Here is a 25014-nt window from a genome sequence, read left to right as displayed (position 1 = left end):
AATGAAGCCCATCTGTTAAAAATCATCCGTTTTCGCAGACTTCTAAACATTTTGAAATTGTTTTCTGTTTAAAAGCAGATAAGTGGTCAATCAAGCGGTTGCTTGTGAAAAGCAGCTCTGTATAGAATGAAACACGCGACATTGATGTCATTTATAACTATTAAAGAGCAGGATGCGTGTTCAGGCACACCGGAATGTGCCTGAAATATAAGATCTGTTAAGCATGACTTGCACAATAAAAATAAGGCAAGGACGGAGGAAAAGGAATATGAATTCCATCATTCATATGGATGCCCATGTATTGGAACAACCTAGCCATAAGGGCTTTTTTGATCTTTATGATAAGCACAGTTTTAAGCAGCCGCCACGTACGACTTGGATGGAGGGCTGGAAAATCGAATATATGGCGATCGCCCGTCCGGATACCTTACATTTAAGACCCATGGTGATTATTGGGGGAGCTTTCCAGAATTTTAATTCCTACAAATACTGTGTAGAACAGCTTTTTGATGCAGGTCCCATCATTCTGATTGACCTACCGTCCATGGGGGCCAACCAGCAGATTAGTAATGTCGATACGGGGCTGTCTGCCGGAACACTGGAGCTTGAAGACCTTGCTGCGATGCTGGGGCGCTGGCTGGAACAGATGCAGCTGCCGCAAGTGGCAATTCTAGGCATGTCCTTGGGTTCAGTGGTGGCTTCCTGTTTGGCAGATCAGCGTCCTGAACTGGTCGATCGGATGATCCTGATGGGTGTGATGCAGAAAACCCGTAAAAGCTGGCGGATGCTGCTGGAAGAGTCTTTGCATCTAATGAAAGAACAGCGTATGGATGAATTTGGTCAGGCCGTCATTTTGTACCTGGTGAATCATGCACGTTTAACAGAAACCCGGATGTCACCGACTGCAAAGCGTTTGTTCTTTAAACAGATGGCGGAATTTACGGCCACCGAACAGGATCGTTATGATATCAATTGCAACCGTTTATTGCGTCTGACCAATGTGCCGATTCCACAGTGCAAAGTGCTGGTGGCATGTGGGCAATATGACAGTTTTACCTTGCCACATGAGAATGCCAATTTTGCCCTGCAATGTCCGAATATGCAGTATGTACAAATTGCAGGCGCCGATCATGTACCGCAGTTACAACGTCGTAAAGAAACCATGCATCTGTTTGCAACCTTCTTACGTGATGAACCGGTCGATCAGTTGCCGGGAATTATTCCGTTTAGCCCTGAGCAGATACAGCAGCTTGAACGTCGCGGTGAAGAGCGGATTCAGGTGCAAGATTCACAGCGTTTCCTCAGTCATCGTCATTCTGATCTCATTTTAAAAGCAGAGATCGTGGACATGAATTTCTTTGGGGTATTGCTGGAGTTAGATGTAGAACAGGCAGTATGCGCAACAGCTTATCCACGTGATCTGGCCTTGCATCTGGAAGATGAAGTTGGGGAATTTCAGATTGAGTGCCTGATCTTTGAACAGGATGATACTCAGCTGCGTGCTTTATTCAAACATGGCAGTTTTGAAGTTGCAGAACGCTTATTACGCTTTGTACAAATGCAAAAAGTACTGTCACAAACTGAAGTATTTGATGCAGCAATTTAAAAAACAGCAGCATTAAAAAACAGCGTACTTAAACGCTGTTTTTTTTCACGGCATGAATCATCCAGACCAGATCACCTAAATGTTCATCCTGTTCATGAGTCGGGTTTGGCTGATGAGGCTCGGCAAAATAACGTTGTGGTTGTTGTACCTCAACCTGGTCAAATCCTGCATCTTGAAAAAAGTGCTGTAGTTCTTGAGGGGATTTAAAATGGAAGGTAAACGCACTGCGAGACATGAATTTAAGCAGACGGCTACTGCTCCAGATAAAGTTCGCTAGTTTATTTTTCACCGGTTCGGGGTAAATATCGCTGAGATAGTGAACTGCCGGGAAATACTGCGCATTTTCTGTAATACCCTGCATCAGAATGCGTAACATCTGCTGATCAAAATAATTAATCAGTCCTTCACTAATGACCACTAAGGGCTGGTTGCGGTCAAACATCTGAAAAATACAGTCCAGTTCTTCACTAAAAATATCGGCAGTCAGGACTTCAGGTGCATGCTGATCAATTTGCTGTAAAGCCTGCGTCTTGATCTCGGCCATATCGGGCAGATCCAGTTCACGATAATTAATCTCGGGAAATTTCTGTCTGAAATTCCAGCTGCGTGGAGATAGTCCGCAGGCAATTTCAAGAACCTGAAGTTGTGGGTGTTGCTCAATTAGTTGACACAGATGCTCATCAATCATCTGATGGCGCTGCTTAAGTGTAGTCCGCATGCTACCGCCGACATGACGTTCTGCCCAGGATTCAAGTGGATGAAGCAGTTTGGCCAGAAACTTGCCTTTGGATGTAGCAAAGGCTGGATGTGAGATTCCCATTTGATACCAGATATAGCCGGTATAGTGCGCCGTAAAAGAAATATGGCGATGTTGCGAAAGTGAGTCTGTCATATTTGTTCTGACCTTATTGTTATTTTTAAGTTGATTAAATAATAGTGTAACCTTTTCATTACTATAATTAAAAAGGAACACCTTGTCGTGTCCCTTTTTCATATTGATTGGATTTAAAAAGTTTTAGCTGGATTGCTGTTTAAATGCCAGTATTTCATTACGGATCTCGCGCCATTCTTCACCCAGATCCAGTTCATCACCAATCTGGATGTTCGGGATGTTGCCGCGCATGCGTTCCAGGCGTTGCTGGTTCGGGAGGGGCAGATTTTCAATTCCTTCCAGTGCTATACATTGTGCCGCACGATCATTGCAGACCAGCCCCATATCACAACCAGCTTTAAGGGCGGCCTGAATTCGGGCATCGGCACCGCCTGCGACACATGCTGCCTGCATGCTTAAATCATCCGAGAACAGGACACCGTCAAAGCCCAGCTCCTGACGTAAAACTTTCTGAATCCAGAATTCCGAGAATCCTGCCGGATTTGGATCAAGCTGGCTATAGATGACATGAGCCGGCATCAATGCATCCAGTTGTGGTTGCAGTTGGATAAATGTTTGCATATCTTTTTGCTGGATTTCTGCATAGGAGCGCGTATCAATTGCTGCAGCAACATGCGAATCCGCTTTGACCGAGCCATGACCGGGGAAATGTTTACCAGTTGAAGCCATACCGGCACGTTTCATACCTTTTAGAAATGCACTGGCGAGTGGAATAATGTCCTGAATATTTTGGGCAAAGCTACGATCACCGATCACATCACTGATGTCATTCAAGTCCAGTACCGGTGCAAAGCTGAAATCAATGCCAACAGCCAGCACTTCAGTCGCCATCAGCCAGCCGCATTTTTCAGCCAGTTCTAGGGCACGTTGTGGATCGCTCGTATAAAGTTCGCCAAATTTTCCCATGGCAGGCAGTAGGGTAAAGCCTTGTCTTAAACGCTGAACACGACCGCCTTCCTGATCGACCGCAATTAAAATATCAGGACGCACCTGACGCATATGATCGGTCAAAGCACGGACTTGGGCCGGAGATTCGATATTGCGACCAAATAAAATCACTCCACCGACTTGCGGCGCACTTAATAGTTCAATATCTTCTTGAGTGAGGGTTGTGCCTGCGATGTCGAGCATCAATGCGCCAATCATATGCGGAATCCGTTTTAGAGTTTTTCGGAGAAAACAATACCTGAATTCTGCAATGATTTGCTACACTTTGTCAGCACAGAATATGATAAAACTACACGACATAAACATATTAAGTTGTTTAAGATGCTGAATACGTTAAATTCTGGTCGAAAAGCAACACGGTCACATTGGTCTCTAGGCCAAGGAAGTACGAATTATTTATGAAATTTCAAACTATAGCTTGCGCAGTTGCGATTGCGACAGGTGGATTCTTTTTTACCCATGTAGTGAATGATGCGATTGCGGCCAATAGTAATGAAGTGGTCAGTAAAGCAATTCAGCCATCTCAAGAGCAGGCGCTGGTGTCACGTCAGCTGGCAACCCTGGTTGACCGTCAGCACTATTTAAATATGCGTCTGGATGCCCAGACTTCGCAGCGTATTTTTGATTTCTATATTGATAGTCTTGATCCGGAGCACAGTCTGTTTCTGGCTCCAGAAGTTGAAAACTATAAGAAACGCTATGGTGCCAATTTTGGTGCCAATCTGAAAGCCGGCAATTTGTCTGGTCCTTATGAAATGCATGCGCAATATCAACAGCGATTGCACCAGTTCTACACCTACATGTTGAATGAGCTGAAAAAACCGCAGAATCTGAATCAGCCAAATGTTTATATCGAAACGGATCGTGAAAAAGCACCTTTCTTTAAAACTGAAGCTGAACAGCGCGCGCACTGGTCAAAAATGCTGGTGTCTCAGCTGATCAATCTGACCATCAGTAAAGAAGAGGAATTGGCCAAGCAGAAAGCTCTGAAAGCCAATCCGGAATTGGCCAATGGACAAGACCTCACGGGTCCTGAAGATCTAACGCCTGCGCAAACCTTAACCAAGCGTTATACCCGTCAGCTGGAACGTCTTAGCCGCGTCAAAAGTGATGATGTGCTCGACAAGACACTGAACGCGATGATGCTGACTTATGATCCGCACAGTAATTACTTCCCGCCTGTGGATGCGATGGAACTGAATCGTCAGACCACTTTACAGCTGGAAGGCGTCGGCGTATCGATTCGTCCAGAACGTGGCAATGAAGATTACACCAAGATTGAAACCATCGTTGAAGGTGGTCCGGCCAGCAAATCTGGTCAGGTGAAATCAGGTGATCGTATCATTGGTGTGGCGCAAGACGGCGAGCAGATGGTTGATGTCATTGGCTGGCCAAGTAATGAAATTGTCGGTCTGATTCGTGGTAAACGTGGCACGAAAGTCACTTTACGCTTACTCGGTGCGGGTGCTGCCATGGGGCAGGCACGTAATGTGACTATTACCCGTGACGTGATTCAGGAAGAAGATGCTGGGGTACGTACACGTGTAGTCGACATTCAACGTGATGGTAAAAAATATCAATATGGTGTGATCGAAATTCCGTCGTTCTATCTGAACTATCGTGCACGCCGTGCCGGTACGGATTATCGCTCGGTATCTGAAGATACCAACAAAGCCTTGAAAGAACTCGCGGCGAAGAATGTTGCCGGGATTATTGTCGATTTGCGGAATAACCCAGGTGGTTCACTGGAAGAAGTGGCACGTATGTTGGGGCAGGTAATCAAGTCTGGTCCAGTGGTACAGATCCGTGATGGCAATGGCAATGTCAGCGTCTTTGAGGATGATGATGGCGGCGCACAAACCTATGCAGGTCCACTGGCAGTGATGGTGAATCTTGCCTCTGCATCGGCCAGTGAAATTTACTCTGCTGCGATTCAGGATTATGAACGCGGGATTGTGATTGGTAGTACCACCACCGGTAAAGGTACAGCACAGGTGCAACTGGATAGTTTGGCGCATGGTCAGGCGACATTGACGCAGCGTAAATTCTACCGTGTGACCGGTGGCAGTACCCAGAATAAAGGGGTCGTTCCGGACATTAAACTGGTCGATATTTATAACGAGGAGTTTGGTGAGCGTAAGGCCAAAAATGCCCTGCAGTGGGATACTATTCCAACGGCACCATTTAAACGCGAAGGTGCAGTACAGAAATACGTTCCTGAATTGGCTAAACTTTCTCAGCAACGGGTCACACTGGATTCTCAGTTCAAGTATTTAGAACAGCGTAAAGCCGTGATGAAGAAAGCTGAAGAAGAGAAACGTCAGGTACTGGACTTGCAACAGCGTAAAGCTGAGTTGATTGCCATGGAGCAAAAAACGCTGGACGCAGAAAACACTCGTCGTGCTGCAACAGGTCTGAAACCTTATCCAAACTGGGAAAGTTATCAGGCTTCACTGGATGCCTTGATTGAAACACGTGCCAAGATGAAGGCCAAAGAACGTCCGGCTCTGCCTGAAGAAGAAGCGTTTGTGATTGAAGCGGCAAATGTGTTACTGGACTATGCTAAATTACAAGCAAAACCCTAAGTTTTAGCCTCATTGGTCGTTGATAAAAATAGCCTGTTTCGACAGGCTATTTTTTTATTTTGCAAATCTGCACGAAAGAACAAATAAAATTTTGCTATGAAGTACCATCTGTCTAAATAAAAAGAAAAAAATTGTGATGGTGATCGAATAAATGAGCTAAAAAAATGAAGTTAAATATTTGCTTAAATTTGAAACACTTCTAATATATAAGTTGTATTTTATTTTTCTGTTGAGTCTTATTTTTGAGGCAATTCTCAACTTCAAAAGAAAGAAATATAAATTCTAAATTTTAGTTAAGACTGATGTTGTTGCAGACCAATTGGCTTGCATAGATGGTCAGTCTTGAGATTTTACTGAGCTCAAATTTGACCGGGTGAAAATGGAAATATCAGTGCAGAGCATAATAAAAATGATCACCGCTGGGGAACATTTTATATGATTGATATTCAGCATGATATTGGTCTGCTCATCGGGTCCGTTCTTTCTGCATTGGTCGCTTGCTATCTCATCGCACGGATTAAAAAATTTGCTTCAGGCGCTTCACAGCCAAACTTTAAAACCTTCAATTTAATGCTAACCGCCATGCTATTGGGTCTATTCATCTGGTTGATCCATTTTATTGGGCTGACAGCAAGTTTTGTGCTGAATAAATACGAGCTGGATTGGGGGATGCTGCTCCTGTCTGTTCTGGTGATATGCATTGCCTCTATGTTTATCCTCTGGTTAAGTACCAGAAGTACCTGGTCATTTTTCTGGTCAGTTCTCGTATTAGGTGTGATCGCACTCAGCATCTTTGGCATGCACTCTATTAGCATGATGTCATTCAATTTTACTGCCGCCCATATGCAACAGTCACCGGAATTAGTTCAGGCACATGATCAGCTATTTCTGGCCATGATACTGATGAGTGGATTGCTGCTGGTAACGCTGATGTGTATCATCGTGTCCGAACTGCGTGTGGGATTACGCAACCGTCAGCTTGCATGGGCCAATCAACAAATTGAAAATCAGACCATTCAGGACAATCTGACCAAATTACCTAACCGTTTGTATCTGGCTGAATATGCAAATCTGCTGTTTTCAGGTCAGTCCGAACAGCAGCATGAAATTGCTTTTTTATATATCGATCTGGATCGTTTTAAGGCAGTCAATGATGTGTTTGGCCATCTGGTCGGCGATCAGTTGCTGATTCAATTGACCACGCGGATTCATCTGTTATTAGGCCATCATTCCAAGCTGCTCAGAATCGGTGGGGATGAATTTCTGCTGGTACTGGAAAATACTTCAGTCGCCAAAGCTGCAAAAATGTCAGAACAGATTCTTGAACTGATTCAGGAAAGTTTCCTGATTGAAGGCAAGAGTATTCATATCTCGGGCAGTATTGGTATTGCCATGTATCCGGAGCACGGCAAAAATTTACAGGATCTGCTGGTCAATGCTGATGCCGCGATGCTGAGTTCCAAGTATCAGGGACGCAATACCTATTCAGTCTTTAATTATTCTACCGACCAGGATGAAAGCAAAAGCCAAAGCACCCTGATTAATGACCTATATAAAGCCGTGGAAGAGCAGCAGTTTGTGCTGTTTTATCAGCCCAAGTTTCGGACCAAGGATCGTAGCTTGTGTGGGGTAGAGGCATTAATTCGCTGGAACCATCCCCAGTTTGGTTTGCTCGGCCCGAATCTGTTTATCAATGCGGCTGAAAAAACTGGATTGATTATTCAAATGGGCTATTGGGCATTGGAACTGGCTTGTCAGCAGATTCAAAAATGGCAACGGACACATACTGAATTTTTCCCTATCGCGGTCAATTTGTCTGCGGTACAATTTGAACATAAGCATCTGTTTAGTACTTTAGAAAAGTTATTTGCACAATATAAAATCAGTCCTCAGCATTTAATGATCGAGATTACTGAATCGACTGCCATGCATCATATTGATGTGAGTATGCGCAGCTTTAAGCGCTTAAGACAAATGGGCATCCGTCTAGCCATTGATGATTTTGGTACAGGGCATTCCAGTTTTCTCTATTTAAAGAATTTCGCCGTAGATGAGTTAAAAATTGACCGGGAATTTATCAAAAATCTGGCAGTCGGCTCCAAAGAAGAAATGATTCTGGAAAGCATTATTCAGCTGGCCATAAAACTGGGCTTGGTGGTGACCGCCGAAGGTGTTGAAACAGAAGCGCAAGCAGAAATTTTAACCCGGCTCGGTTGTGAACAGTTACAAGGCTTTTTGCTGGGCTTGCCGGGAGATGAACAACGACTAGAAAACTTACAATTCCATGAATAGCGCTCTAATTCATTGAGCGTCAGGATAGATAGACAACATGGCTCACGGAACTCTACCCTGAAACTCTGCTACAATATCGCCAATTTTTTTCATATTGATCGAATTTGATCTCGAATGCTGTGCATTGAGCAGTAGGTATATTTCATGAGCTTTAAGCAAGAACTGGCGGCACAAGTCGCCCAGCGACGTACGTTCGCTATTATTTCCCACCCCGATGCCGGTAAAACCACCATGACAGAAAAATTGCTGTTATGGGGTCAGGCCATTCAGGTGGCCGGGATGGTAAAAAGCCGTAAATCTGACCGGGCCGCAACATCGGACTGGATGGAAATGGAAAAAGAGCGTGGTATCTCGATCACGACTTCGGTGATGCAATTTCCTTTTAAAGACAAGATGATCAATCTTCTGGATACCCCGGGACATGAGGACTTCTCGGAAGATACTTATCGTACTTTGACCGCAGTAGACTCTGCGCTGATGGTGATTGATGGTGCAAAAGGTGTCGAAGACCGTACCATTAAACTGATGGAAGTGTGTCGGATGCGCGATACTCCGATCATCTCATTCGTCAACAAAATGGACCGTGAAATCCGTGAACCGCTTGAGCTTCTGGATGAAATCGAAAACGTTCTGAAAATTAAATGTGTCCCGATCACCTGGCCGCTCGGTACAGGCCGTGATTTTGCAGGTGTATTTAATTTAATCGAAGAAAAATTCTACGTGTATAAAGCCGGTTTCGGTTCAGTGATTACCGAGATCGAAGTGCGTGATGGTTATGACTATCCTGATCTTCGTGAGAAAGTCGGTGAGCTGGCTTGGGCGGCATTTGAAGAATCGCTTGAACTGGTACAAATGGCCAACGAACCTTTAGATCGTGAAGAATTCCTGGCGGGTCGTCAAACGCCTGTTCTGTTCGGTACAGCCTTGGGTAACTTTGGTGTCGACCATGTTCTGGATGCCTTCAGTCAATATGCGCCATCTCCTAAAGCCCATCCGACCCAAGATCGTGTTGTAGAAGCTGATGAAGAAGGCTTCACCGGTTTTGTCTTTAAAATTCAGGCCAATATGGATCCGAAACACCGTGACCGTATTGCCTTCATGCGGATCTGTTCAGGCAAGTATGAAAAAGGCTTGAAGATGAAGCATGTACGTTTGGATAAAGATGTGCGCATCAGCGATGCCTTAACTTTCTTGGCCGGTGATCGTCAGCATCTGGAAGAAGCTTGGCCGGGTGATATTATTGGTCTGCATAACCATGGCACCATCCAGATTGGTGATACATTTACCTCGGGTGAGAAACTTCAGTTCACCGGTATCCCGCACTTTGCGCCGGAAATGTTCCGTCGTGTCCGCTTGAAGGATCCATTAAAATCCAAGCAGTTGCAAAAAGGTCTGAAAGAACTTTCAGAAGAAGGCGCGACCCAGGTATTCATGCCGCAGAATAACAACGACCTGATCGTGGGTGCGGTGGGTGTGCTACAGTTTGAAGTGGTGGCTTACCGTCTGAAAGAAGAATACAAGGTGGATTGTGTTTACGAACCGGTCAGTATCAACACAGTGCGTTGGGTATCTTGTGATGACGAGAAGAAATTCAACGAATTCAAGAAAAAAGCCCATGACCAGTTGTCTGTCGATGGCGGTGGTCATTTAACTTATCTTGCGCCAAGCCGAGTGAATTTACAGCTCATGCAAGAACGTTATCCGGACATCGTGTTCCACAATACGCGTGAACACTAAAATTTCAGGCTTCGCAGCTAAAGTTTAAAAATATCAAACAGCTTCTCCGGAAGCTGTTTTATTTTATGCTACATTTAAGCAATTAATAACTCGATAGATATAGCAAAGAGAATGAAGCTCAGCAAGGAAGTCGTCCTCGGTTCTGTGATTGGTTTAAGTCTTGTCCTGAGTGGCTGTGATCAAAGCGAAAAAGAGCCTGTTAATACTCCGCAAAATGAGAAAATGACCGCAGCTCAGCAGACCGCAGATGTTTTGCCTTATCTGAATATTCAAGAGCAGCCGGCTAAAATTGCCTTGCCATTTTGTGAAAATAAAAACTGTATCAATCTGGATATTCAGACCTTGCATACGGTTGATCCATGGATGAACCAATGGATTGAAAAGCAGCAGGCCAAAGTGATTCAGGATCAAATCGGCTTGAAACAGAACATGAATTTACAGCAGGCGATCAATGCCTATGTAAAAAAATCGGATGCGTGGCAGGCGCAGCTCAATCTGAACAAGGCTTATGAGTTATCGCTATATACCCGTATTCCTTACCAACGCAATCAATATGTATTGATGCAGATTGGGGTCGATACCAAACAGGAAAATGTCAGCGTGCATGAGCGCTATTATTTTTTTGTGGCTGATCGTCGCCAGCAGAAAATGCTAACCCCACTGGATATTGTCGATCCTAAGCAACAGTTAGTAATGGATCAGATTATTCAGCAAGCCTATGATACATGGCTCAAAGAAAACGATCAGCAAGTTCAGCAGAAAGCGCCGAAAAAACTGTATTGGGGACAGGCTGACTGGTTCTTTGATCAGGAAGGCATTGGGCTGCATTTTCGCAGCCATGAAATTAGCAAAGATGCCAAACAACTGGATATTTATTTAACAAAACAACAAACACAACAGGTCTTGAAAGCTGATATCTATCAGCATATGTTTTAAAGCTCATGATCCTGCAAGCGTACAGGTTCCAAAAAGGTGAATGAATGCCAAAATACAAGAATATCTTTTGTCTATCCATCCTGGCATCAGCGATCTTGCTGAGTGCCTGCCAGCCGAAGAGTAATGAGCCGGAAGAATCAAGTGCTTCCGAGGTGCTACAAGCCGAAGCTGAAGCACTTAAACTCAGCGGCGATACCGAAAAGCTCAAGCTGGCGATTCCAGAATGTGAAGACAAAAGCTGTCCGGAAATCTCGATCGAACGTCTGAACAGTAATCAGAGCTTTATTGATGAATGGATCGACCAGCAGATTCTGCAACAGTTGAAAAATATCCTGTCTGTCGATGCGATTGAACCGGCAAAAGTGAGCGCTGCCAGCGAAGCAGAAGTTGCTGCCTCTGAACCCAAAGCTGCTTTAGCAACAGTGGTGACACCAAAACAGCAGCTTGAGCAGCAAACTCAACCTTATATGCAGACTTTCTTGAATCTGGATAAAGAGCTCAAGGCCCTGAGTGCCAGTCATAGTATTAGCCTGATGATTAAGCCCAAGATTTTGAATTCAGGAGATCCGTTGGCGACCGTGGTTCTGAACAGCAGTTATTATCTGGGGGGAGCACACGGCGCATCTGCACAGACTTATTATAATTTTGATCTAGAGCAGAAGAAACTGGTCAAGCTGAATGACATTATTGCGGCCAAACAGAAAGCCCAACTGGAAGCACGCGCTTATGATGCGTTTAAAAACTGGGTGGTAGAATCCAAGCTGGCCAAAGATGTGGCGGAATATGAACAGGCCTGGAAGTTCAAGCTTACTGATAATTTTTATCTGGCCCAGCAAGGTCTGGTCTTGCAATATGCCGAATATGAAATTGGACCATATGTGGTTGGCTTGCCACGTTTAATGATTCCTTATGAGCAGCTACAAGGTGTACTGAAACCTGAATATCTGCCTCAAACTGAAAAAGCTGCCTCTGAGGCACAGCCAGCACCTGCTGCAAAAGCCAAATGACCTTAAAACTGTTTGATACGCATACCCATTTTGATGTTCCCGATTTTGATCCTGATCGGGAACAGTTGGCGTATGCGGCCAAAGCGGCAGGGGTCGAGCATCTGGTTTTAATTGGTTTTTTGCAAAACCGTTTTGCGGATCTGTTAAGAACCCATCAATTTATCAATGACCTGGAAAATGCACCGCAAAGTCATTTAGCGCCGGGCCTGCATCCGTTTTATATTGAACAGCACCAGACCGATCATTTACAGGAGCTGGAGCAGCTGCTTAAAAATGAGCATTGTATTGCCATTGGCGAAATCGGTCTGGATACCTTTTTAAAACAGCACAAACAGGCTGAAATTTTCCAGAAACAAAAAGATTTTTTTGCTGCACAACTGGAGCTGGCACAGCAATTCGATAAGCCGGTTTTGCTGCATATCCGCAAATCACATGCGGAGGTTTTGCAGATTTTAAAACAACAGCAGTTTAAACAGGGCGGCATTGCGCATGCCTTTGGTGGTGGGATTGAGGAAGCCAAGGCCTTTATCAAATTAGGATTCAAACTGGGCATCACCGGGCAAATCACCAATCTAAATGCCAAAAAACTTCATCAAGTGGTGCAGTATGTCGGACCAGAACATCTGGTATTGGAAACTGACTGTCCGGATATGACGCCACTCTGTTGTCAAAGCTCGACCGAGCAACGTACCCGAAATACACCTGCAAATTTACCTTATGTGCTGCAAGGACTGGCAAAGAGTCTACATATGCACAAAGAGGAACTGGCTGAACAGCTCTGGCAAAATACTCATCAGGCCCTGCATCTGGCCATTTAATTTAACGCTCTTAACTCGGTCTTAAATTCCCGGTTCATCATAAATAGAAAAAAAGGTGCATTATGCAATTTCTAAAATGCTCCAGACTTGGCATCATGCCATATACATTTTTTTAGGTGAGATTCACATGGCACAAGGACTTTTGGCGGGTAAGCGCTTCTTGATCGCGGGCATTGCGAGTAAATTATCGATTGCTTTTGGTATTGCTCAGGCATTGCATCGTGAAGGTGCTGAATTGGCTTTTACTTATCCAAATGAAAAGCTGAAAAAGCGGGTAGATGACTTCGCTGAACAGTTTGGTTCAAAACTGGTTTTTCCTTGTGATGTGGCAGTCGATGCTGAAATTGACCAGGCATTTGCTGAACTTTCTAAACACTGGGATGGTTTGGACGGCGTAGTGCATTCTATCGGTTTTGCACCGGCACATACACTGGATGGCGACTTTACCGAAATCACGGATCGTGAAGGTTTTAATATTGCGCATGACATCAGTGCCTATAGCTTTATCGCAATGGCACGCGCGGCAAAACCTTTGCTGCAAGTCCGTCAAGGTTGTTTGCTAACATTAACCTACCAAGGTTCTGAGCGTGTAATGCCAAACTATAACGTGATGGGTATGGCCAAAGCCTCTTTAGAAGCTGGCGTACGTTATTTGGCGTCTAGCTTGGGTCAGGAAGGTATTCGCGTGAATGCGATCTCTGCGGGTCCAATCCGTACTTTGGCAGCTTCCGGTATTAAATCATTCCGTAAAATGCTTGACCTGAATGAGAAAGTTGCTCCACTGAAACGTAATGTGACGATTGAAGATGTCGGTAATGCCGCATTATTCCTGTGCTCGCCATGGGCTAACGGGATTACTGGTGAAATCCTGTATGTTGATGCTGGTTTTAATACCGTGGGTATGAGCGCTGATTTGATGGCGGATGCGGAATAAATCCTATAAGTTCTCTCTCCCTCAGGGAGAGAGTTAGAGAGAGGGGAATGACTTCTTCCTCTGAGTGAGGAAACGATTAAAATCCCCCTCATTCCCCCTTTGATAAAGGGGGAGGCCACTCAAGGCAATAAAAAAGACCGCATAAGCGGTCTTTTTTAGATTTGAATGACAGCGATTAAGCTTGACCATCCACAGCAGCGGCTTGGGCACGTTGCATATTGGCTTCAAATTCAGCATCGAAGTTGATTGGAGTCAATAGCAATTGTGGGAAGCTACCTTTAGTCACCATATCATTCACTGCTTCACGTAGGAACGGGAACAGGATGTTCGGGCAGTATGCGCCTAGGATGTATGGAAGACGCTCTTCTTCAACGCCATCCACCAGGAAAATACCAGCTTGAGTGACATCAACGATAAACGCGGTATCACCTTCGTTGGTCGCTTGAACCACGACTTTCAAAGCTACTTCAAAATGAGTTTCATCAATTTTTTCTGCAGAAGAAGAAAGATTGATGTTTAACTCAGGTTGCCATTGCTTGGTAAAAACTTGCGCCCCAGGAACTTCAAAAGAAATATCTTTGGTATAAATACGCTCTAATGCCAATTGTGGTTGAGCTTGTTGTTCTTCACTCATTTTTTGATCCTTAATATGAAGTGATAATTTTAGTAAGGTTAAGCCAGCAATTCATCAAGTTTGCCTTCACGCTCTAAAGCATAAAGCTGGTCAAAACCGCCGATGAACTGATCATTAATAAAAATTTGTGGCACGGTACGGTGATTGGTACGCTGCATCAATTCAAGACGTACTTCAGGCGCTTCTTGAGACAAGTTAATCTCTTTATATGCCACACCCTTACGTTCCAGTAGCTGTTTTGCACGCACGCAATAAGGACACACTGTCGTCGAGTAAATAGTAACTTCAGCCATGATCAATCTCCTGTTCGTGGATTATTTGCTTTTCACCAAAGGTAAACCTTGAGCTTTCCAGTTGCTGACGCCGCCATCAAGACGGTAGGCATCGGCATGACCAACCTGCTGTAATGCAGTACCAGCCACCTGTCCAAGGTTACAAATGAACACCAAAGGGCGATCAGATGCTTTCAGCTCTTCAACATGTTTTGTAATCTGGCTATATGGAATATTACGGCTGCCGCTGATATGACCTTCACGGAAGTCTTTAGCATCACGTAGATCAACCAGCATGGCATTTTTTGCTTTGACTAAAATTCCCAGCGATTGCGGAGAAATTTTGCGACCGTTACGTTGACCTTCGATAATGAAGAACAAAACCACTAATACCGCGAGTGTTCCAAATAAGAAGGGGTGATTCCCCATAAACTCGAACCAACGTTCCACAATTCACCTAATTACAATTTTAAAATTGCCAAGAGTATAGCTCATAAATATGGTGATCAAAATCACCGCTTCAAGGGCCAAGGGTTAAGAAAATTAATTTTTTTGCTGTGCTTCAGTGATTTCGTCGATTAAACGTAAATAGCTGTCCAGTCGGCGCGGTAAAATTTCACCTGCGGCAGCAGCCTGACGCAAAGCACATTGTTTTTCATGCTTATGGGTACAGTTACGGAACTGACAATGTCCGAGCAGATTTTCAATTTCAGGAAAGCCGCTTTGTACCTTATCTAAAGTCAGATGCCACAGGCCAAATTCACGAATTCCCGGAGAGTCAATCAGGGCCGCGCCTTCCCCAAAACCGATCAAACGCGTTGAGGTCGTGGTGTGCTGACCCAGCGCCGAGTTTTCCGAAATAATATTGGTTTTCTGTGCCGCATCCGGCACGATCGCATTAATCAGCGTACTTTTCCCGACACCGGACTGACCGACAAAGGCCACGGTTTCATTTTCCAGACGGTTAGATAAAGCGCTTAGGTCGCCATCGGATTGGGTCTGCATCACTTCATAACCGAGATCTTGATATTCTTGCAGCAGAGTCAGAATCGGATCGTTTTCTTTTAACAAATCGGCTTTATTCATTACCAGAAGCGCAGGAATATCAGCATCAGCACAGGCCACCAGATAACGGTCGATCAGACCCGGCGCTGGCTCAGGCAAGGGTGCAAAGACAATGACAATCAGTGAAATATTGGCCGCGACCGGTTTAACCTTGTGATAGCGGTCAGGACGGGTCAATAAGGATTTGCGAGGATGAATCGCGGTGATAATCCCTAAACCGGTATTCGGATCGGCTTGCCATTTGACCCGGTCACCTGTTACCAATAAATCCAGATTGGTCCGGGTATGACAGCGCCAGACGCTGTCCAGTTCAATCTCTTTCCAGAAAGGTTCAGGCTCACCCTCGGCGACCACAGGTTTTTCAGGGTGAATGTCAGGGCGAGACAAAGCTTGCACTTCAAGTTGGCGGCCATAATGTTGCACCACTAAACCTTCAAGATCACTGGAGGTATCGAGATCTTCTTGACGTGTTTTCTGTTGTTTCTGAATGCGGCGCTGTTGTTGCTCTGTCAGACGACGCTTACGTATTAAGGCCATTCATATCCTAAAAAAACCGGGTAAATCAGATGGCAAAAATAGCATGAAGCAGCCCCTGAATGACACCCAAGATGTAATTAATTTGCTACTATAGTTGTTTTTAAACCCAATAAGATTGCACATTTATGAGCAGCACCGCTGATACCCGCCTGATTTGGATTGACCTTGAAATGACAGGTCTAGACACAGACAATGATCAAATTATTGAAATTGCAACAATTGTAACCGATGACAATTTGAATATTTTGGCAGAAGGTCCTGTGCTTGCGGTACATCAGCCTGCACGTCTGTTAAATGCCATGGATGAGTGGAACACTCGCCAGCATGGCCAGTCTGGTCTGATTGAACGTGTACGTCGCAGTAAACTGACCGCTCAGGATGCCGAACAGCAAACTATTGAATTCCTGAAAAAATGGGTCAATCCAAAATCTTCACCGATGTGTGGTAACTCGATCTGTCAGGATCGCCGTTTCTTGCACCGCCTGATGCCTGAACTGGAGCAGTATTTCCATTACCGTAATCTGGATGTATCTTCAGTGAAAGAACTGGCCAAACGCTGGCGCCCGGAAATCATGAGCGGTCTCAAGAAAAATGCCTCGCATCTGGCGATGGATGACATTCGTGATTCGATTGCGGAATTGAAATACTATCGTGAATATTTTTTCATCATGAATAAAGATTAATTCCGATAGATGAAAAAGAGGCAAAAGCCTCTTTTTTTATTTTACTGAACTGGATTTTTTCTAGTGTAAAACTGCTCCATGCTTTCAAAGCCTACCCACAAGAGTAATAACACAATCAGATGATTCTGTGTTTCATAACGATCGAAAATAACTAAGCCAAATAATCCTAAAGTCATTAAACGAATGAGAATGCTGAGATAATAATTTTTGTTCTTTTGGCTGATCAGAACATAAAAATAAAGCCCGATACAAACAATGTTCAAACCCAAAAGGGTGTTAAATAGCATGACATTCCACTCCTTTTGGCCAAATGACATAGAATTAATTTATTGATATTTTAATCAATCGCGAGTCGGTTGTCGCTCTCATCCAATCTGAATGTCATTTAAATCGATCAAAAATTTAGTGGCGGTAAAGAAAAGCGGATTTTGCTAAAATGATCCGGTATTTTTATTGCTATAGATGACCTATGACTGACCTGCTTCAAGATGATGAATATGACCGCCGTTTTGCTGGTGTTGCCAAAATTTATGGAGAAGACAGCTTTAACCATTATGAAAAAAGTCATGTGATGGTGATTGGCATCGGTGGTGTCGGTTCATGGGCAGTAGAAGCTCTGGCACGTAGCGGAATTGGCGAACTGACCTTGGTCGATATGGATGTGGTGGCGGCATCAAATATCAACCGCCAGTTACCTGCCATGAGTACCACCTTGGGTCATGAAAAAATTGAAGTTATGGCCGAGCGGTGTCGTGCAATTAATCCACGGATTAAAATCAATCTAATTGATGATTATCTGACGCCTGAGAATATCAAAGAAATTTTAGCTCCGACACCGGATCTGATTTTAGATTGCATCGATGATGTCAAAGCCAAATTTGCCCTGATGCTACATTGTCGCTTTAACAAGATTCCTTTAATTGTATCGGGCGGGGCAGGTGGCAAACTGGATCCACTGAAAATTCGGGTCGCCGATTTATCTAAAACCGAACAGGACCCGATGCTGGCCAAATTGCGTGCCCAGTTACGTGCTAAAGGCATCTGCAAAAAGCCCAAAGAAAAATTCGGCATTACTTGTGTCTATTCCATCGATAATCCATTCTCCAGTGCCGATGTCTGCGCCAGTGCCGGCTTGCGCTGCGGTGGTTATGGTTCTGCCGTGGTGGTAACTTCAAGCTTTGCCATGGTCGCTGTGGCAGAAGGTTTGAAAAAGCTCGATAGTAAAAGAGCAAAAGCCTGATTTAAAAAATAAAAAGCACAATCTATGTGCTTTTTTTAAACTGGCGTTTAGAATGAAAGGATTCATTCGCAGAACAAAAATAATGTTTTGGAGCAGCTATGTGGTTCTTGCTGGTACTGATTTTGGGGATAGGGGCGTTGGCGATCTGGATGTGGAAACGTCCGGATCCGGTGAAACGTGATCAGGCGAAGGCTGTACAACATGATTTATGGATTGAGCAGATTGATGCTCAACTGAAACATGCAGCACGTTTGAGTTCAGATCCGGAACATCCGAATTATGAACGTGCCTATCAGATTTATCAAGGACTGGCTCAGCAACAGGAAATTCCACAAGCCTATGTAGGTATGGGCCTAATGCATCTGCAAGGTCTAGGGCATGAGCAAAATACTGAAAAAGCCATCAGCTACCTGGACAAAGCCTTTCGCTTGGGTAGTGATGAAGCAGCCTATCATTTGGGGCAGATTCATGAAGGGGAGGCGTATCAACAGGCTGACCCGGATAAAGCTCTGTACTGGTACCGACATGCGGTAGCACGTGGCAATCTGGATGCCCAGTACCGCATCACTGAACTTTCTTCTACCGAAGACCATCCTCAAAACGAGATGACTGCAGAAAAACAGCGTCTGGCATTATTCATTCAAAATGCCGGACAGGGTCATGCCAATTCGCAGTATCAGCTGGCCCAGTATTATCTGGCAGATTCAACAACCCAAGATTTAGTGCAAGGAATTCATTATCTGTTTCTGGCGGCACAGCAAGATCATTTGGCTGCCAATCAGCAGATTGCGAACTCTTATGCGCGTGGCCAGATTCTGCCCCAAGACCTGACGCAATCGCTGCAATTTATTAAACGTTGTATCAGTCTCGGTGACCAGAAAGGTCTGTATGACTATTATGCTGGTGTATTACAAGGTCGTATCGATACCGACCAGCGTCAGCGCGTGTTCCAGCATTTATTGCAGCAGTCCAAAGAACACGCCGATGCACACGCCAAGACCTTAATCGGACTGGCTTATTTTCATGGCTGGTATGTTGATAAAAATGAAACCATGGCATTTCGTTACTGGTCGGAAGCGGCCAACAGTCAGCATGCGCCTACATTATGCATGATTGCTGCGCTGTATTTTGAGCAGCACCTGGTAGCCAATGAACCGCAAAAAGCATTTGAGTTATATCAGGCTGCCTATCAGCTTAGTCCTGATGATGTGTCTGCAGGGATGGGGCTGGCGCTGTGTTATTTAAACGGTATAGGCACAGTTAAAGATACGGGCAAAGCCACACAAATGATCCAGAACGCGGCACAACAGTATTGGCAGATTGTAGCTCAGTCTGAAGCGGATCTGATTTATAGCGTCGGCCGGTTTTATAGTCTGGCTGAATATCCATTGCCGACACGTGATAAAGCTGTCCAGTACCTCAATCAGGCGGTTGCGAAAGGTTCGAAAGAGGCGGCATGGTTCCTGTACCAAGCTCTGTCAGGCATTTATTCTGTGTTTATCAATAATGCAGAGTTGGCAAATCGCTATCTGCATCAGGCAGCACAATTGGGTCATGCCCCGGCACAAGCGGAATTGGGTTTAAAGTATCTGAAAGGTCAACAGATTGCGCAGGATATTGCCTTAGGCTTGAGCTATCTGCAAAAAGCAGCCGCTCAGCAGAATGGTGTGGCACTGAATGCTCTGGGTGAAGCCTATGAGCAAGGTCAAGGTGTTGAGAGTAATATTGAGCAAGCCGTGCAGTATTATCAGCAGGCGGCAGCACAGGTGAATGCAGATGCTTATAGCCATCTTGGGCGTTTATATACCAAGGGTATTAGTGTAGAGCGTGATATCGGAATCGCACGGGACTGGCTGGAAAAAGGCAGTTTGCTCGGACATGAGCGATCAATTGAATTATTGAAAAATGTGAATGCGTATTTGCAAATGAAATAAACTGACTCAAATCATATGAACTAAAAAAACCGCTGTTTGGCAGCGGTTTTTTTATGGATTAAGCTTTGTTAAGGCAACTGTTTAATCGGGCTACCACCCAATGCCTGCATCAAGGTGACATAGGCATTGTATTGGTTCTGTCGGGTTTGCACCAAGGACAGCCGTGCATTGCGCGTGGTTTCCTGTGCATCCAGCAGGTTTTTCAAGGCTACTGCACCATTACGATAACGCACTTCAGTCAAGCGTTCAGTTCTTTCTGCCAGCTCAACATTCCGTTGCTGCAAAGTCACCTGCTTAGTGAGCTCAGTACGATTCGACAAGGCATTTTCCACATCAGCAAAGGCTTCATACATGGTCTGGCGATACTGGATAATGGCTTTTTCATATTCCAGCTCATTGACTTGCAGATCACGTTTCATGTCATTCCATTGCAGGAAAGGCAAAGTCAGACCAGCACCTAAAGTTGCAACCGGATTTTTCAGGGCATTCGAGAGGGAAGTACTGCTGCCAATACCGGTGGTCAGATTACCGGTCAAACTAATGGAAGGATAGTAGCTGGCTTTGTTGGCATCTTTATTGGCTAGTGCCTTACGCAAGCGCAGTTCAGTGGCTCGAAGGTCAGGGCGACGTGACAACAAACTCGCCGGTAAGTCAGCCTGAATACTTGGCAATTGAATATTCGGTAAACGGCTTGGCTCTTGAATCGCGAGCTGTTGAACCGGCATGTGCAGCAATACCGCGAGTCCGGTACGTGTTTCCACACGTTGCTGTTCAATCTGGCTTAAAGTCGCCTGTTGACTTTGAATTGCCTGTTCCGCCTGGGTTAAATCCAGACCGGATACTGCGCCGGCACGATATTGCACCCGCACCAGATCATAGGTTTTTTGCGCGGTCGCCAGATTTTGCTGTACCACACTATAACGTTCATTCAGATAAGCCAGTTGCCAGTACAATTGTGCCGTGGTGCCAATCAGGCTTTGTGCGGTTGCCTGCAAGTCTTCTTCAGAGGCCAGTGCTTCCCAGCGTGCCGCTTCAGTCTGATTAGCTAGTTTACCAAACAGGTCCAGCTCATAGCTTAAGTCCGGATAACCCAGTGAAAGACCCGTCGAAGAATCGCCGCCACCATCTAGGCTAAAACGATGGCCCGTTGAAATTCTTGCATCACCGACGCGAACGCCTTGCTGACTTTGAGCTTGTCTGGCTTGAATACGGGCCTGTTGTAAACTGATGCCGGCCACTGCCAGATCGGTATTCTGCGCCAATACTTCATTCACCAAATTATTTAATTGCAGATCTTTAAATAAAGTCCACCATTGATCTGCCAAAATATCGGCATGAATCTGCTGACTAAGCACCTTATTGTTTTGAAAGCTACCCGGCATATTGATCGCAGGCTGTTCATAGGGGGTTTTCACCACTGCGGCACAACCGACCAGCGAGCTTCCCAGCAACAGGGCACTGGCAAGCTTGGTTAAATTCATTTGCATATCAGATTCCTTATTCGCGAGAGAGCGCATCGACTGGATTCAGACGAGCAGCGTTACGTGCCGGGATAAAGCCAAACACAATCCCGATCAGGCTTGAGCAGACAAAGGCCGCTACAATCGAAGTGGTTGAATACGCCATCTGGAAAGTACCGCCGGCAAAATGGGTAATTAATTGGCCAATCCCGAGGGAAAGCAGCACACCCAAAATACCACCCAAGATACAGACCAGAACGGCTTCAATCAGGAATTGCTGCAAAATATCACTTTGACGGGCACCCACCGCCATACGCACACCAATTTCCTGAGTACGTTCGGTTACCGATACCAGCATGATATTCATTACGCCAATCCCGCCGACCACCAGTGAAATTACCGCAATTGCTGAAATCAGCAGAGTCATGGTCGCCGTGGTTTGCTGAATGGTTTCACGAATACTGTCGGCATTCTGGGTAAACACATCCTGCGCGCCATGTCGCTGTACCAGCAGGTTTAAAATTGCATTTTCAGCCGCCGCACTTGGGTATTCATCCTTAATCCGCACAATGATGCTGCGAACATTGGATTGACCCAGCATACGGCTCATCACGGTGGAATACGGCAGATAGACATTCAGGCTGTCATTATTGCCCATCATGCCTTTTTGCGCGTCAATCACCCCGATAATCCGGCTCGGTACGCTCCCGAGTAAAATCACCTGACCCACCGGATTGGTGCCATCCTTAAAGAAGGTATTTTTGGTATTGGTGTCAATGACGACATCTTGCGCCTGTTGCATGACACTACTGCGGTCAAAAGGCTGACCGGACTGGAAGGTCATGCCACGCACGTAGAAGAAATCTTCACTGACGCCGTTGACCGTGGTTGAAGCTTCGATTTCTTTATAACGGCCGGTGACACTGCTATTCACCGATGGGCTAACGCCATCGACATACGGTTGTTCAGCCAGCGCATCGGCATCGGCCGGAATCAGGGTTTTGGACTGTGAAGATCTGGAGTTATCCCCAAAGCCTCGACCCTGAAATACGGTAATGGTATTGGTCCCCAGACTGCTGATATTTTCCAGAATCTGCTTTTGTGAGCCATTACCGAGTGCCACCACCGAGACCACCGAAGCAATACCGATAATGATTCCGAGCATGGTCAAGAAAGTCCGCATGCGATGTGCATTCATGGCCAGCAAGGCCATACGGAAAGCTTCACCGAGACGGTCAACTGCAGAACGCCATGAAGAAATCTTCTTTTGTTCACTGCGGATTAGCGGCTGTTTTTCCAGATGCTCTTCGACTTCAGGAACATTGGGCTGATCAGAAATAATATTGCCGTCCGAGATCTCGATAATCCGGGTCGCATTTTTCGCTACATTATGATCATGCGTGACCAGAATGATGGTATGACCTTTGGCATTCAGTTCACGCAAAATACGCATCACTTCAATACCGCTGTTCTTGTCCAATGCACCTGTCGGTTCATCGGCCAGAATCACGTCACCGCCATTCATTAGCGCACGGGCAATCGAAACCCGTTGCTGCTGACCACCAGAGAGCTGGCTCGGACGGTTCTGGGTTTTTTCACCCAGACCGAGATCAGTCAGAATCTTGACGGCTCGCGCATGCCGTTCAGATGAATCCGCACCGGCATAAATCGCAGGGACTTCGACATTGCCTGCTGCGTTTAAATCACCCAATAAATGATAACGCTGGAAAATAAAGCCGAAATATTCACGGCGTAATTGCGCCAGTTCATCCGCTTCCAGTTCGCGGGTTTCACGGCCTTTAACCTTATAGCTACCGGTAGTTGGTTTGTCCAGACAACCCAGAATGTTCATCAGGGTCGATTTACCGGAACCGGACTGGCCGACAATCGCTACCAGTTCACCCGGATAAATCTCCAGATTCACCCCTTTTAAAATCTGGACCGTACTTTCACCCGTAGGGAATTCACGAACCAGATTTTTCACCTCGAGGAGAGGCTGTTGTTGTGAATTCATGCTTACATTCTCATTGGGCCACGGCTATTGCCACCGCGTTTTGCCGCATCATTGGAGGTATCAGAACCATCGGCAATCACCACCTGATCACCACGTTTTAAACCTTTCAGCACTTGCGCAGTGGCACGGTTATTCAAGCCGATTAATACAGGGGTTGGTTTCGCAGTACCATCGGCTTGCAAGACACGAACCACGCCACGCTGTGCTTTACCTTGCTCAATCAGCGCAAGTTCTGCTTCAGACAGGTTTAGACGCGCTGGACGTTCACCGGCAGGGCGGTTACCTTGAGCCGAATCGCCTTCAGGACGTGATGCCGAGCCGCCTTCACCGAGAGAACCCTCACCACGCGCTTCACCACGATTGGCACGTGGAGGACGGTTTGAACCTTGAATGGCCGCAGCAGGAATGGTCAGCACATTTTTAGCTTCATCCAGTACGATATAAACTTGCGCAGTCATATCAATACGCAATTTTCCATCTTCATTCGGGACATCGAACAATGCGTTGTAATACACCGCAGAACTTGACGATGAGCTTGAGGTATTGCCATCGGTATTAATTGAATTGGGTGCAGGCTCAACCTGACGCAGTTTGGCGTAAATCTTTTTCTCGTTATTGCCTAACGTAGTGAAATAAACCGTCTGACCTTCTTCAACTTTCATGACATCCGCTTCAGAAATTTCAGCTTTAATGGTCATGGTGTCGAGTTTGGCCAGTTTAACAATGGTCGGCGCACTCTGGTTGGCATTCACGGTTTGACCTTCTTCAGTCACAATCGCCACAATCGTGCCATCCATCGGGGCTACAATCTGGGTATAGCCAAGATCTTCTTTGGCAGTCGCCAGCGTCAAACGCGACTGTTCAATCTGTGCATTGATAGCGGTGATATCCGCTTGCGCCGTTTTATAGTTCGCAAATGCCGATTCCAGCTCTGAGCGAGAAGTGGCATCCTGTGCATACATGGCTTTCTGACGGTTGTATTCAGCTTCAACTTTGGCCAAATTCGCCTGTCTTACTGCAAGTTGTGCCATCTGATTTTTAATGCTGGCTTCAGCGGTTTTTAAATCATTTTCCTGACGAACGGAGTCAATCCGCGCAATCAGCTGACCTTGCTTGACCTGATCGCCCAGTTCTACATACATTTTTCTGACCTGACCCGAAACCTGCGCCCCCACGCTGACCATCTTGGTCGCTTCCAGAATACCAGTCGCCAGTACAGAGCTTTCGATATCGCCTTGGGTGACTTCAGCCGTAATATATTGCGGAGGCTGTTCTTTGGGTTTGAGGAAGTACCACCCCGCAGCGATGAGCGCAATGGCAATCACGGCGGCCATAATCAATTTCGTCGGTTTTATTTTTGGCATGATCAATATCGGTTCAAAATCAGAGAATTGTGAACGATTATAAAAGCGAAATTAGG

At 45.5% G+C, this 25014-nt stretch carries 21 protein-coding genes; 11 read left to right on the top strand and 10 right to left on the bottom strand.

Going from position 1 to position 25014, the window contains the following annotated elements; all coding sequences use genetic code 11:
- Window positions 1–268 precede the first annotated feature (268 nt).
- A complete protein-coding gene (locus tag FTV08_RS08620; RefSeq protein ID WP_005103184.1) occupies window positions 269–1606 on the top strand; it encodes an alpha/beta fold hydrolase in 1338 nt (445 codons plus the stop codon).
- 28 nt (window positions 1607–1634) lie between these two features.
- Here FTV08_RS08620 and FTV08_RS08615 read toward each other — a convergent pair whose 3' ends face one another.
- Complete coding sequence (locus tag FTV08_RS08615) at window positions 1635–2498, bottom strand: class I SAM-dependent methyltransferase (RefSeq protein ID WP_180087105.1); 864 nt, start codon at window positions 2496–2498, stop codon at window positions 1635–1637.
- A gap of 123 nt (window positions 2499–2621) precedes the next feature.
- Entirely contained in the window at window positions 2622–3644 is a 1023-nt protein-coding gene (nagZ, locus tag FTV08_RS08610) for a beta-N-acetylhexosaminidase (protein WP_180087104.1), read from the bottom strand.
- Between the two features lie 200 nt (window positions 3645–3844).
- On the opposite strand from nagZ, the gene FTV08_RS08605 reads away from it, so the two are divergent.
- The 7 genes from FTV08_RS08605 to FTV08_RS08575 all read left to right on the top strand — a co-directional run bounded on the left by FTV08_RS08605 (window position 3845) and on the right by FTV08_RS08575 (window position 13755).
- Window positions 3845–6031, top strand: a complete 2187-nt coding sequence (locus FTV08_RS08605; protein WP_005245962.1) for a carboxy terminal-processing peptidase — start codon at window positions 3845–3847, stop codon at window positions 6029–6031.
- A 435-nt stretch (window positions 6032–6466) separates the two neighbouring features.
- The gene (locus FTV08_RS08600) at window positions 6467–8323 is read left to right on the top strand and encodes a bifunctional diguanylate cyclase/phosphodiesterase (protein ID WP_180087103.1); all 1857 of its coding nucleotides are present in this window, start codon (window positions 6467–6469) and stop codon (window positions 8321–8323) included.
- A gap of 144 nt (window positions 8324–8467) precedes the next feature.
- Window positions 8468–10060 carry a peptide chain release factor 3 gene (locus tag FTV08_RS08595; protein ID WP_004647433.1) on the top strand — a complete coding sequence of 531 codons (1593 nt, stop codon included), beginning with the start codon at window positions 8468–8470 and terminating at the stop codon, window positions 10058–10060.
- Window positions 10061–10171: 111 nt separating this feature from the next.
- The gene (locus FTV08_RS08590; RefSeq protein WP_180087102.1) at window positions 10172–10996 is read left to right on the top strand and encodes a hypothetical protein; all 825 of its coding nucleotides are present in this window, start codon (window positions 10172–10174) and stop codon (window positions 10994–10996) included.
- A gap of 44 nt (window positions 10997–11040) precedes the next feature.
- Window positions 11041–12003 carry an RsiV family protein gene (locus tag FTV08_RS08585; protein ID WP_180087101.1) on the top strand — a complete coding sequence of 321 codons (963 nt, stop codon included), beginning with the start codon at window positions 11041–11043 and terminating at the stop codon, window positions 12001–12003.
- Complete coding sequence (locus FTV08_RS08580; protein WP_180087100.1) at window positions 12000–12821, top strand: TatD family hydrolase; 822 nt, start codon at window positions 12000–12002, stop codon at window positions 12819–12821. Before FTV08_RS08585 ends, FTV08_RS08580 begins: the two co-directional genes overlap by 4 nt.
- 127 nt (window positions 12822–12948) lie before the next feature.
- A complete protein-coding gene (locus tag FTV08_RS08575) occupies window positions 12949–13755 on the top strand; it encodes an enoyl-ACP reductase (RefSeq protein WP_180087099.1) in 807 nt (268 codons plus the stop codon).
- Between the two features lie 175 nt (window positions 13756–13930).
- Here the strand turns inward: FTV08_RS08575 and secB are convergent, their stop codons facing one another.
- The 4 genes from secB to rsgA form a co-directional block, all read right to left on the bottom strand.
- On the bottom strand, window positions 13931–14389 hold the full coding sequence (secB, locus tag FTV08_RS08570; RefSeq protein WP_004647439.1) for a protein-export chaperone SecB: 459 nt from the start codon (window positions 14387–14389) through the stop codon (window positions 13931–13933).
- 38 nt (window positions 14390–14427) lie between these two features.
- Window positions 14428–14682 carry a glutaredoxin 3 gene (grxC, locus tag FTV08_RS08565; protein ID WP_004278388.1) on the bottom strand — a complete coding sequence of 85 codons (255 nt, stop codon included), beginning with the start codon at window positions 14680–14682 and terminating at the stop codon, window positions 14428–14430.
- A 21-nt stretch (window positions 14683–14703) separates the two neighbouring features.
- On the bottom strand, window positions 14704–15111 hold the full coding sequence (locus tag FTV08_RS08560) for a rhodanese-like domain-containing protein (RefSeq protein WP_004647440.1): 408 nt from the start codon (window positions 15109–15111) through the stop codon (window positions 14704–14706).
- A gap of 93 nt (window positions 15112–15204) precedes the next feature.
- Window positions 15205–16263 (bottom strand): ribosome small subunit-dependent GTPase A, encoded by a 1059-nt coding sequence (gene rsgA, locus FTV08_RS08555; RefSeq protein ID WP_180087098.1) that lies wholly within the window; start codon window positions 16261–16263, stop codon window positions 15205–15207.
- Between the two features lie 125 nt (window positions 16264–16388).
- On the opposite strand from rsgA, the gene orn reads away from it, so the two are divergent.
- Window positions 16389–16946: an oligoribonuclease gene (gene orn, locus FTV08_RS08550; protein ID WP_005107901.1), complete on the top strand. Its 558-nt coding sequence runs from the start codon at window positions 16389–16391 to the stop codon at window positions 16944–16946.
- Between the two features lie 41 nt (window positions 16947–16987).
- On the opposite strand, the gene FTV08_RS08545 is transcribed toward orn, so the two are convergent.
- On the bottom strand, window positions 16988–17233 hold the full coding sequence (locus FTV08_RS08545; protein ID WP_005107898.1) for a hypothetical protein: 246 nt from the start codon (window positions 17231–17233) through the stop codon (window positions 16988–16990).
- Window positions 17234–17415: 182 nt separating this feature from the next.
- On the opposite strand from FTV08_RS08545, the gene FTV08_RS08540 reads away from it, so the two are divergent.
- Both FTV08_RS08540 and FTV08_RS08535 read left to right on the top strand, forming a co-directional pair.
- Window positions 17416–18186, top strand: coding sequence for a ThiF family adenylyltransferase (locus tag FTV08_RS08540; RefSeq protein WP_180087097.1), 771 nt, complete (start codon window positions 17416–17418; stop codon window positions 18184–18186).
- A 98-nt stretch (window positions 18187–18284) separates the two neighbouring features.
- On the top strand, window positions 18285–20120 hold the full coding sequence (locus FTV08_RS08535) for a tetratricopeptide repeat protein (protein ID WP_180087096.1): 1836 nt from the start codon (window positions 18285–18287) through the stop codon (window positions 20118–20120).
- A 68-nt stretch (window positions 20121–20188) separates the two neighbouring features.
- Here the strand turns inward: FTV08_RS08535 and FTV08_RS08530 are convergent, their stop codons facing one another.
- Genes FTV08_RS08530 through FTV08_RS08520 form a run of 3 tightly spaced genes read right to left on the bottom strand, consistent with a single transcriptional unit; the run spans window position 20189 to window position 24958 of the window.
- On the bottom strand, window positions 20189–21607 hold the full coding sequence (locus FTV08_RS08530; RefSeq protein WP_180087095.1) for an efflux transporter outer membrane subunit: 1419 nt from the start codon (window positions 21605–21607) through the stop codon (window positions 20189–20191).
- Window positions 21608–21617: 10 nt separating this feature from the next.
- Window positions 21618–23594 carry a MacB family efflux pump subunit gene (locus FTV08_RS08525; protein ID WP_005261816.1) on the bottom strand — a complete coding sequence of 659 codons (1977 nt, stop codon included), beginning with the start codon at window positions 23592–23594 and terminating at the stop codon, window positions 21618–21620.
- A 2-nt stretch (window positions 23595–23596) separates the two neighbouring features.
- Window positions 23597–24958 carry a MacA family efflux pump subunit gene (locus FTV08_RS08520; protein WP_044109941.1) on the bottom strand — a complete coding sequence of 454 codons (1362 nt, stop codon included), beginning with the start codon at window positions 24956–24958 and terminating at the stop codon, window positions 23597–23599.
- Between the last annotated feature and the right edge of the window lie 56 nt (window positions 24959–25014).

Origin of the sequence: Acinetobacter sp. YH12226 (assembly GCF_013417805.1) — a bacterium.
Taxonomy (GTDB): domain Bacteria; phylum Pseudomonadota; class Gammaproteobacteria; order Pseudomonadales; family Moraxellaceae; genus Acinetobacter.
Note: the sequence above shows the minus strand (reverse complement) of the source record. Positions and strands in the feature narration are given on the sequence as shown.

Coding starts and splice junctions, on each gene's coding strand:
- FTV08_RS08600 (WP_180087103.1), top strand. CDS start 6,467: ATGATTGATATTCAGCATGATATTGGTCTGCTCATCGGGTCCGTTCTT.
- FTV08_RS08605 (WP_005245962.1), top strand. CDS start 3,845: ATGAAATTTCAAACTATAGCTTGCGCAGTTGCGATTGCGACAGGTGGA.
- FTV08_RS08595 (WP_004647433.1), top strand. CDS start 8,468: ATGAGCTTTAAGCAAGAACTGGCGGCACAAGTCGCCCAGCGACGTACG.
- FTV08_RS08615 (WP_180087105.1), bottom strand. CDS start 2,498: ATGACAGACTCACTTTCGCAACATCGCCATATTTCTTTTACGGCGCAC.
- FTV08_RS08520 (WP_044109941.1), bottom strand. CDS start 24,958: ATGCCAAAAATAAAACCGACGAAATTGATTATGGCCGCCGTGATTGCC.
- secB (WP_004647439.1), bottom strand. CDS start 14,389: ATGAGTGAAGAACAACAAGCTCAACCACAATTGGCATTAGAGCGTATT.
- FTV08_RS08540 (WP_180087097.1), top strand. CDS start 17,416: ATGACTGACCTGCTTCAAGATGATGAATATGACCGCCGTTTTGCTGGT.
- FTV08_RS08575 (WP_180087099.1), top strand. CDS start 12,949: ATGGCACAAGGACTTTTGGCGGGTAAGCGCTTCTTGATCGCGGGCATT.
- FTV08_RS08590 (WP_180087102.1), top strand. CDS start 10,172: ATGAAGCTCAGCAAGGAAGTCGTCCTCGGTTCTGTGATTGGTTTAAGT.
- nagZ (WP_180087104.1), bottom strand. CDS start 3,644: ATGATTGGCGCATTGATGCTCGACATCGCAGGCACAACCCTCACTCAA.
- FTV08_RS08530 (WP_180087095.1), bottom strand. CDS start 21,607: ATGCAAATGAATTTAACCAAGCTTGCCAGTGCCCTGTTGCTGGGAAGC.
- orn (WP_005107901.1), top strand. CDS start 16,389: ATGAGCAGCACCGCTGATACCCGCCTGATTTGGATTGACCTTGAAATG.
- FTV08_RS08585 (WP_180087101.1), top strand. CDS start 11,041: ATGCCAAAATACAAGAATATCTTTTGTCTATCCATCCTGGCATCAGCG.
- grxC (WP_004278388.1), bottom strand. CDS start 14,682: ATGGCTGAAGTTACTATTTACTCGACGACAGTGTGTCCTTATTGCGTG.
- FTV08_RS08525 (WP_005261816.1), bottom strand. CDS start 23,594: ATGAATTCACAACAACAGCCTCTCCTCGAGGTGAAAAATCTGGTTCGT.
- rsgA (WP_180087098.1), bottom strand. CDS start 16,263: ATGGCCTTAATACGTAAGCGTCGTCTGACAGAGCAACAACAGCGCCGC.
- FTV08_RS08620 (WP_005103184.1), top strand. CDS start 269: ATGAATTCCATCATTCATATGGATGCCCATGTATTGGAACAACCTAGC.
- FTV08_RS08535 (WP_180087096.1), top strand. CDS start 18,285: ATGTGGTTCTTGCTGGTACTGATTTTGGGGATAGGGGCGTTGGCGATC.
- FTV08_RS08545 (WP_005107898.1), bottom strand. CDS start 17,233: ATGCTATTTAACACCCTTTTGGGTTTGAACATTGTTTGTATCGGGCTT.
- FTV08_RS08580 (WP_180087100.1), top strand. CDS start 12,000: ATGACCTTAAAACTGTTTGATACGCATACCCATTTTGATGTTCCCGAT.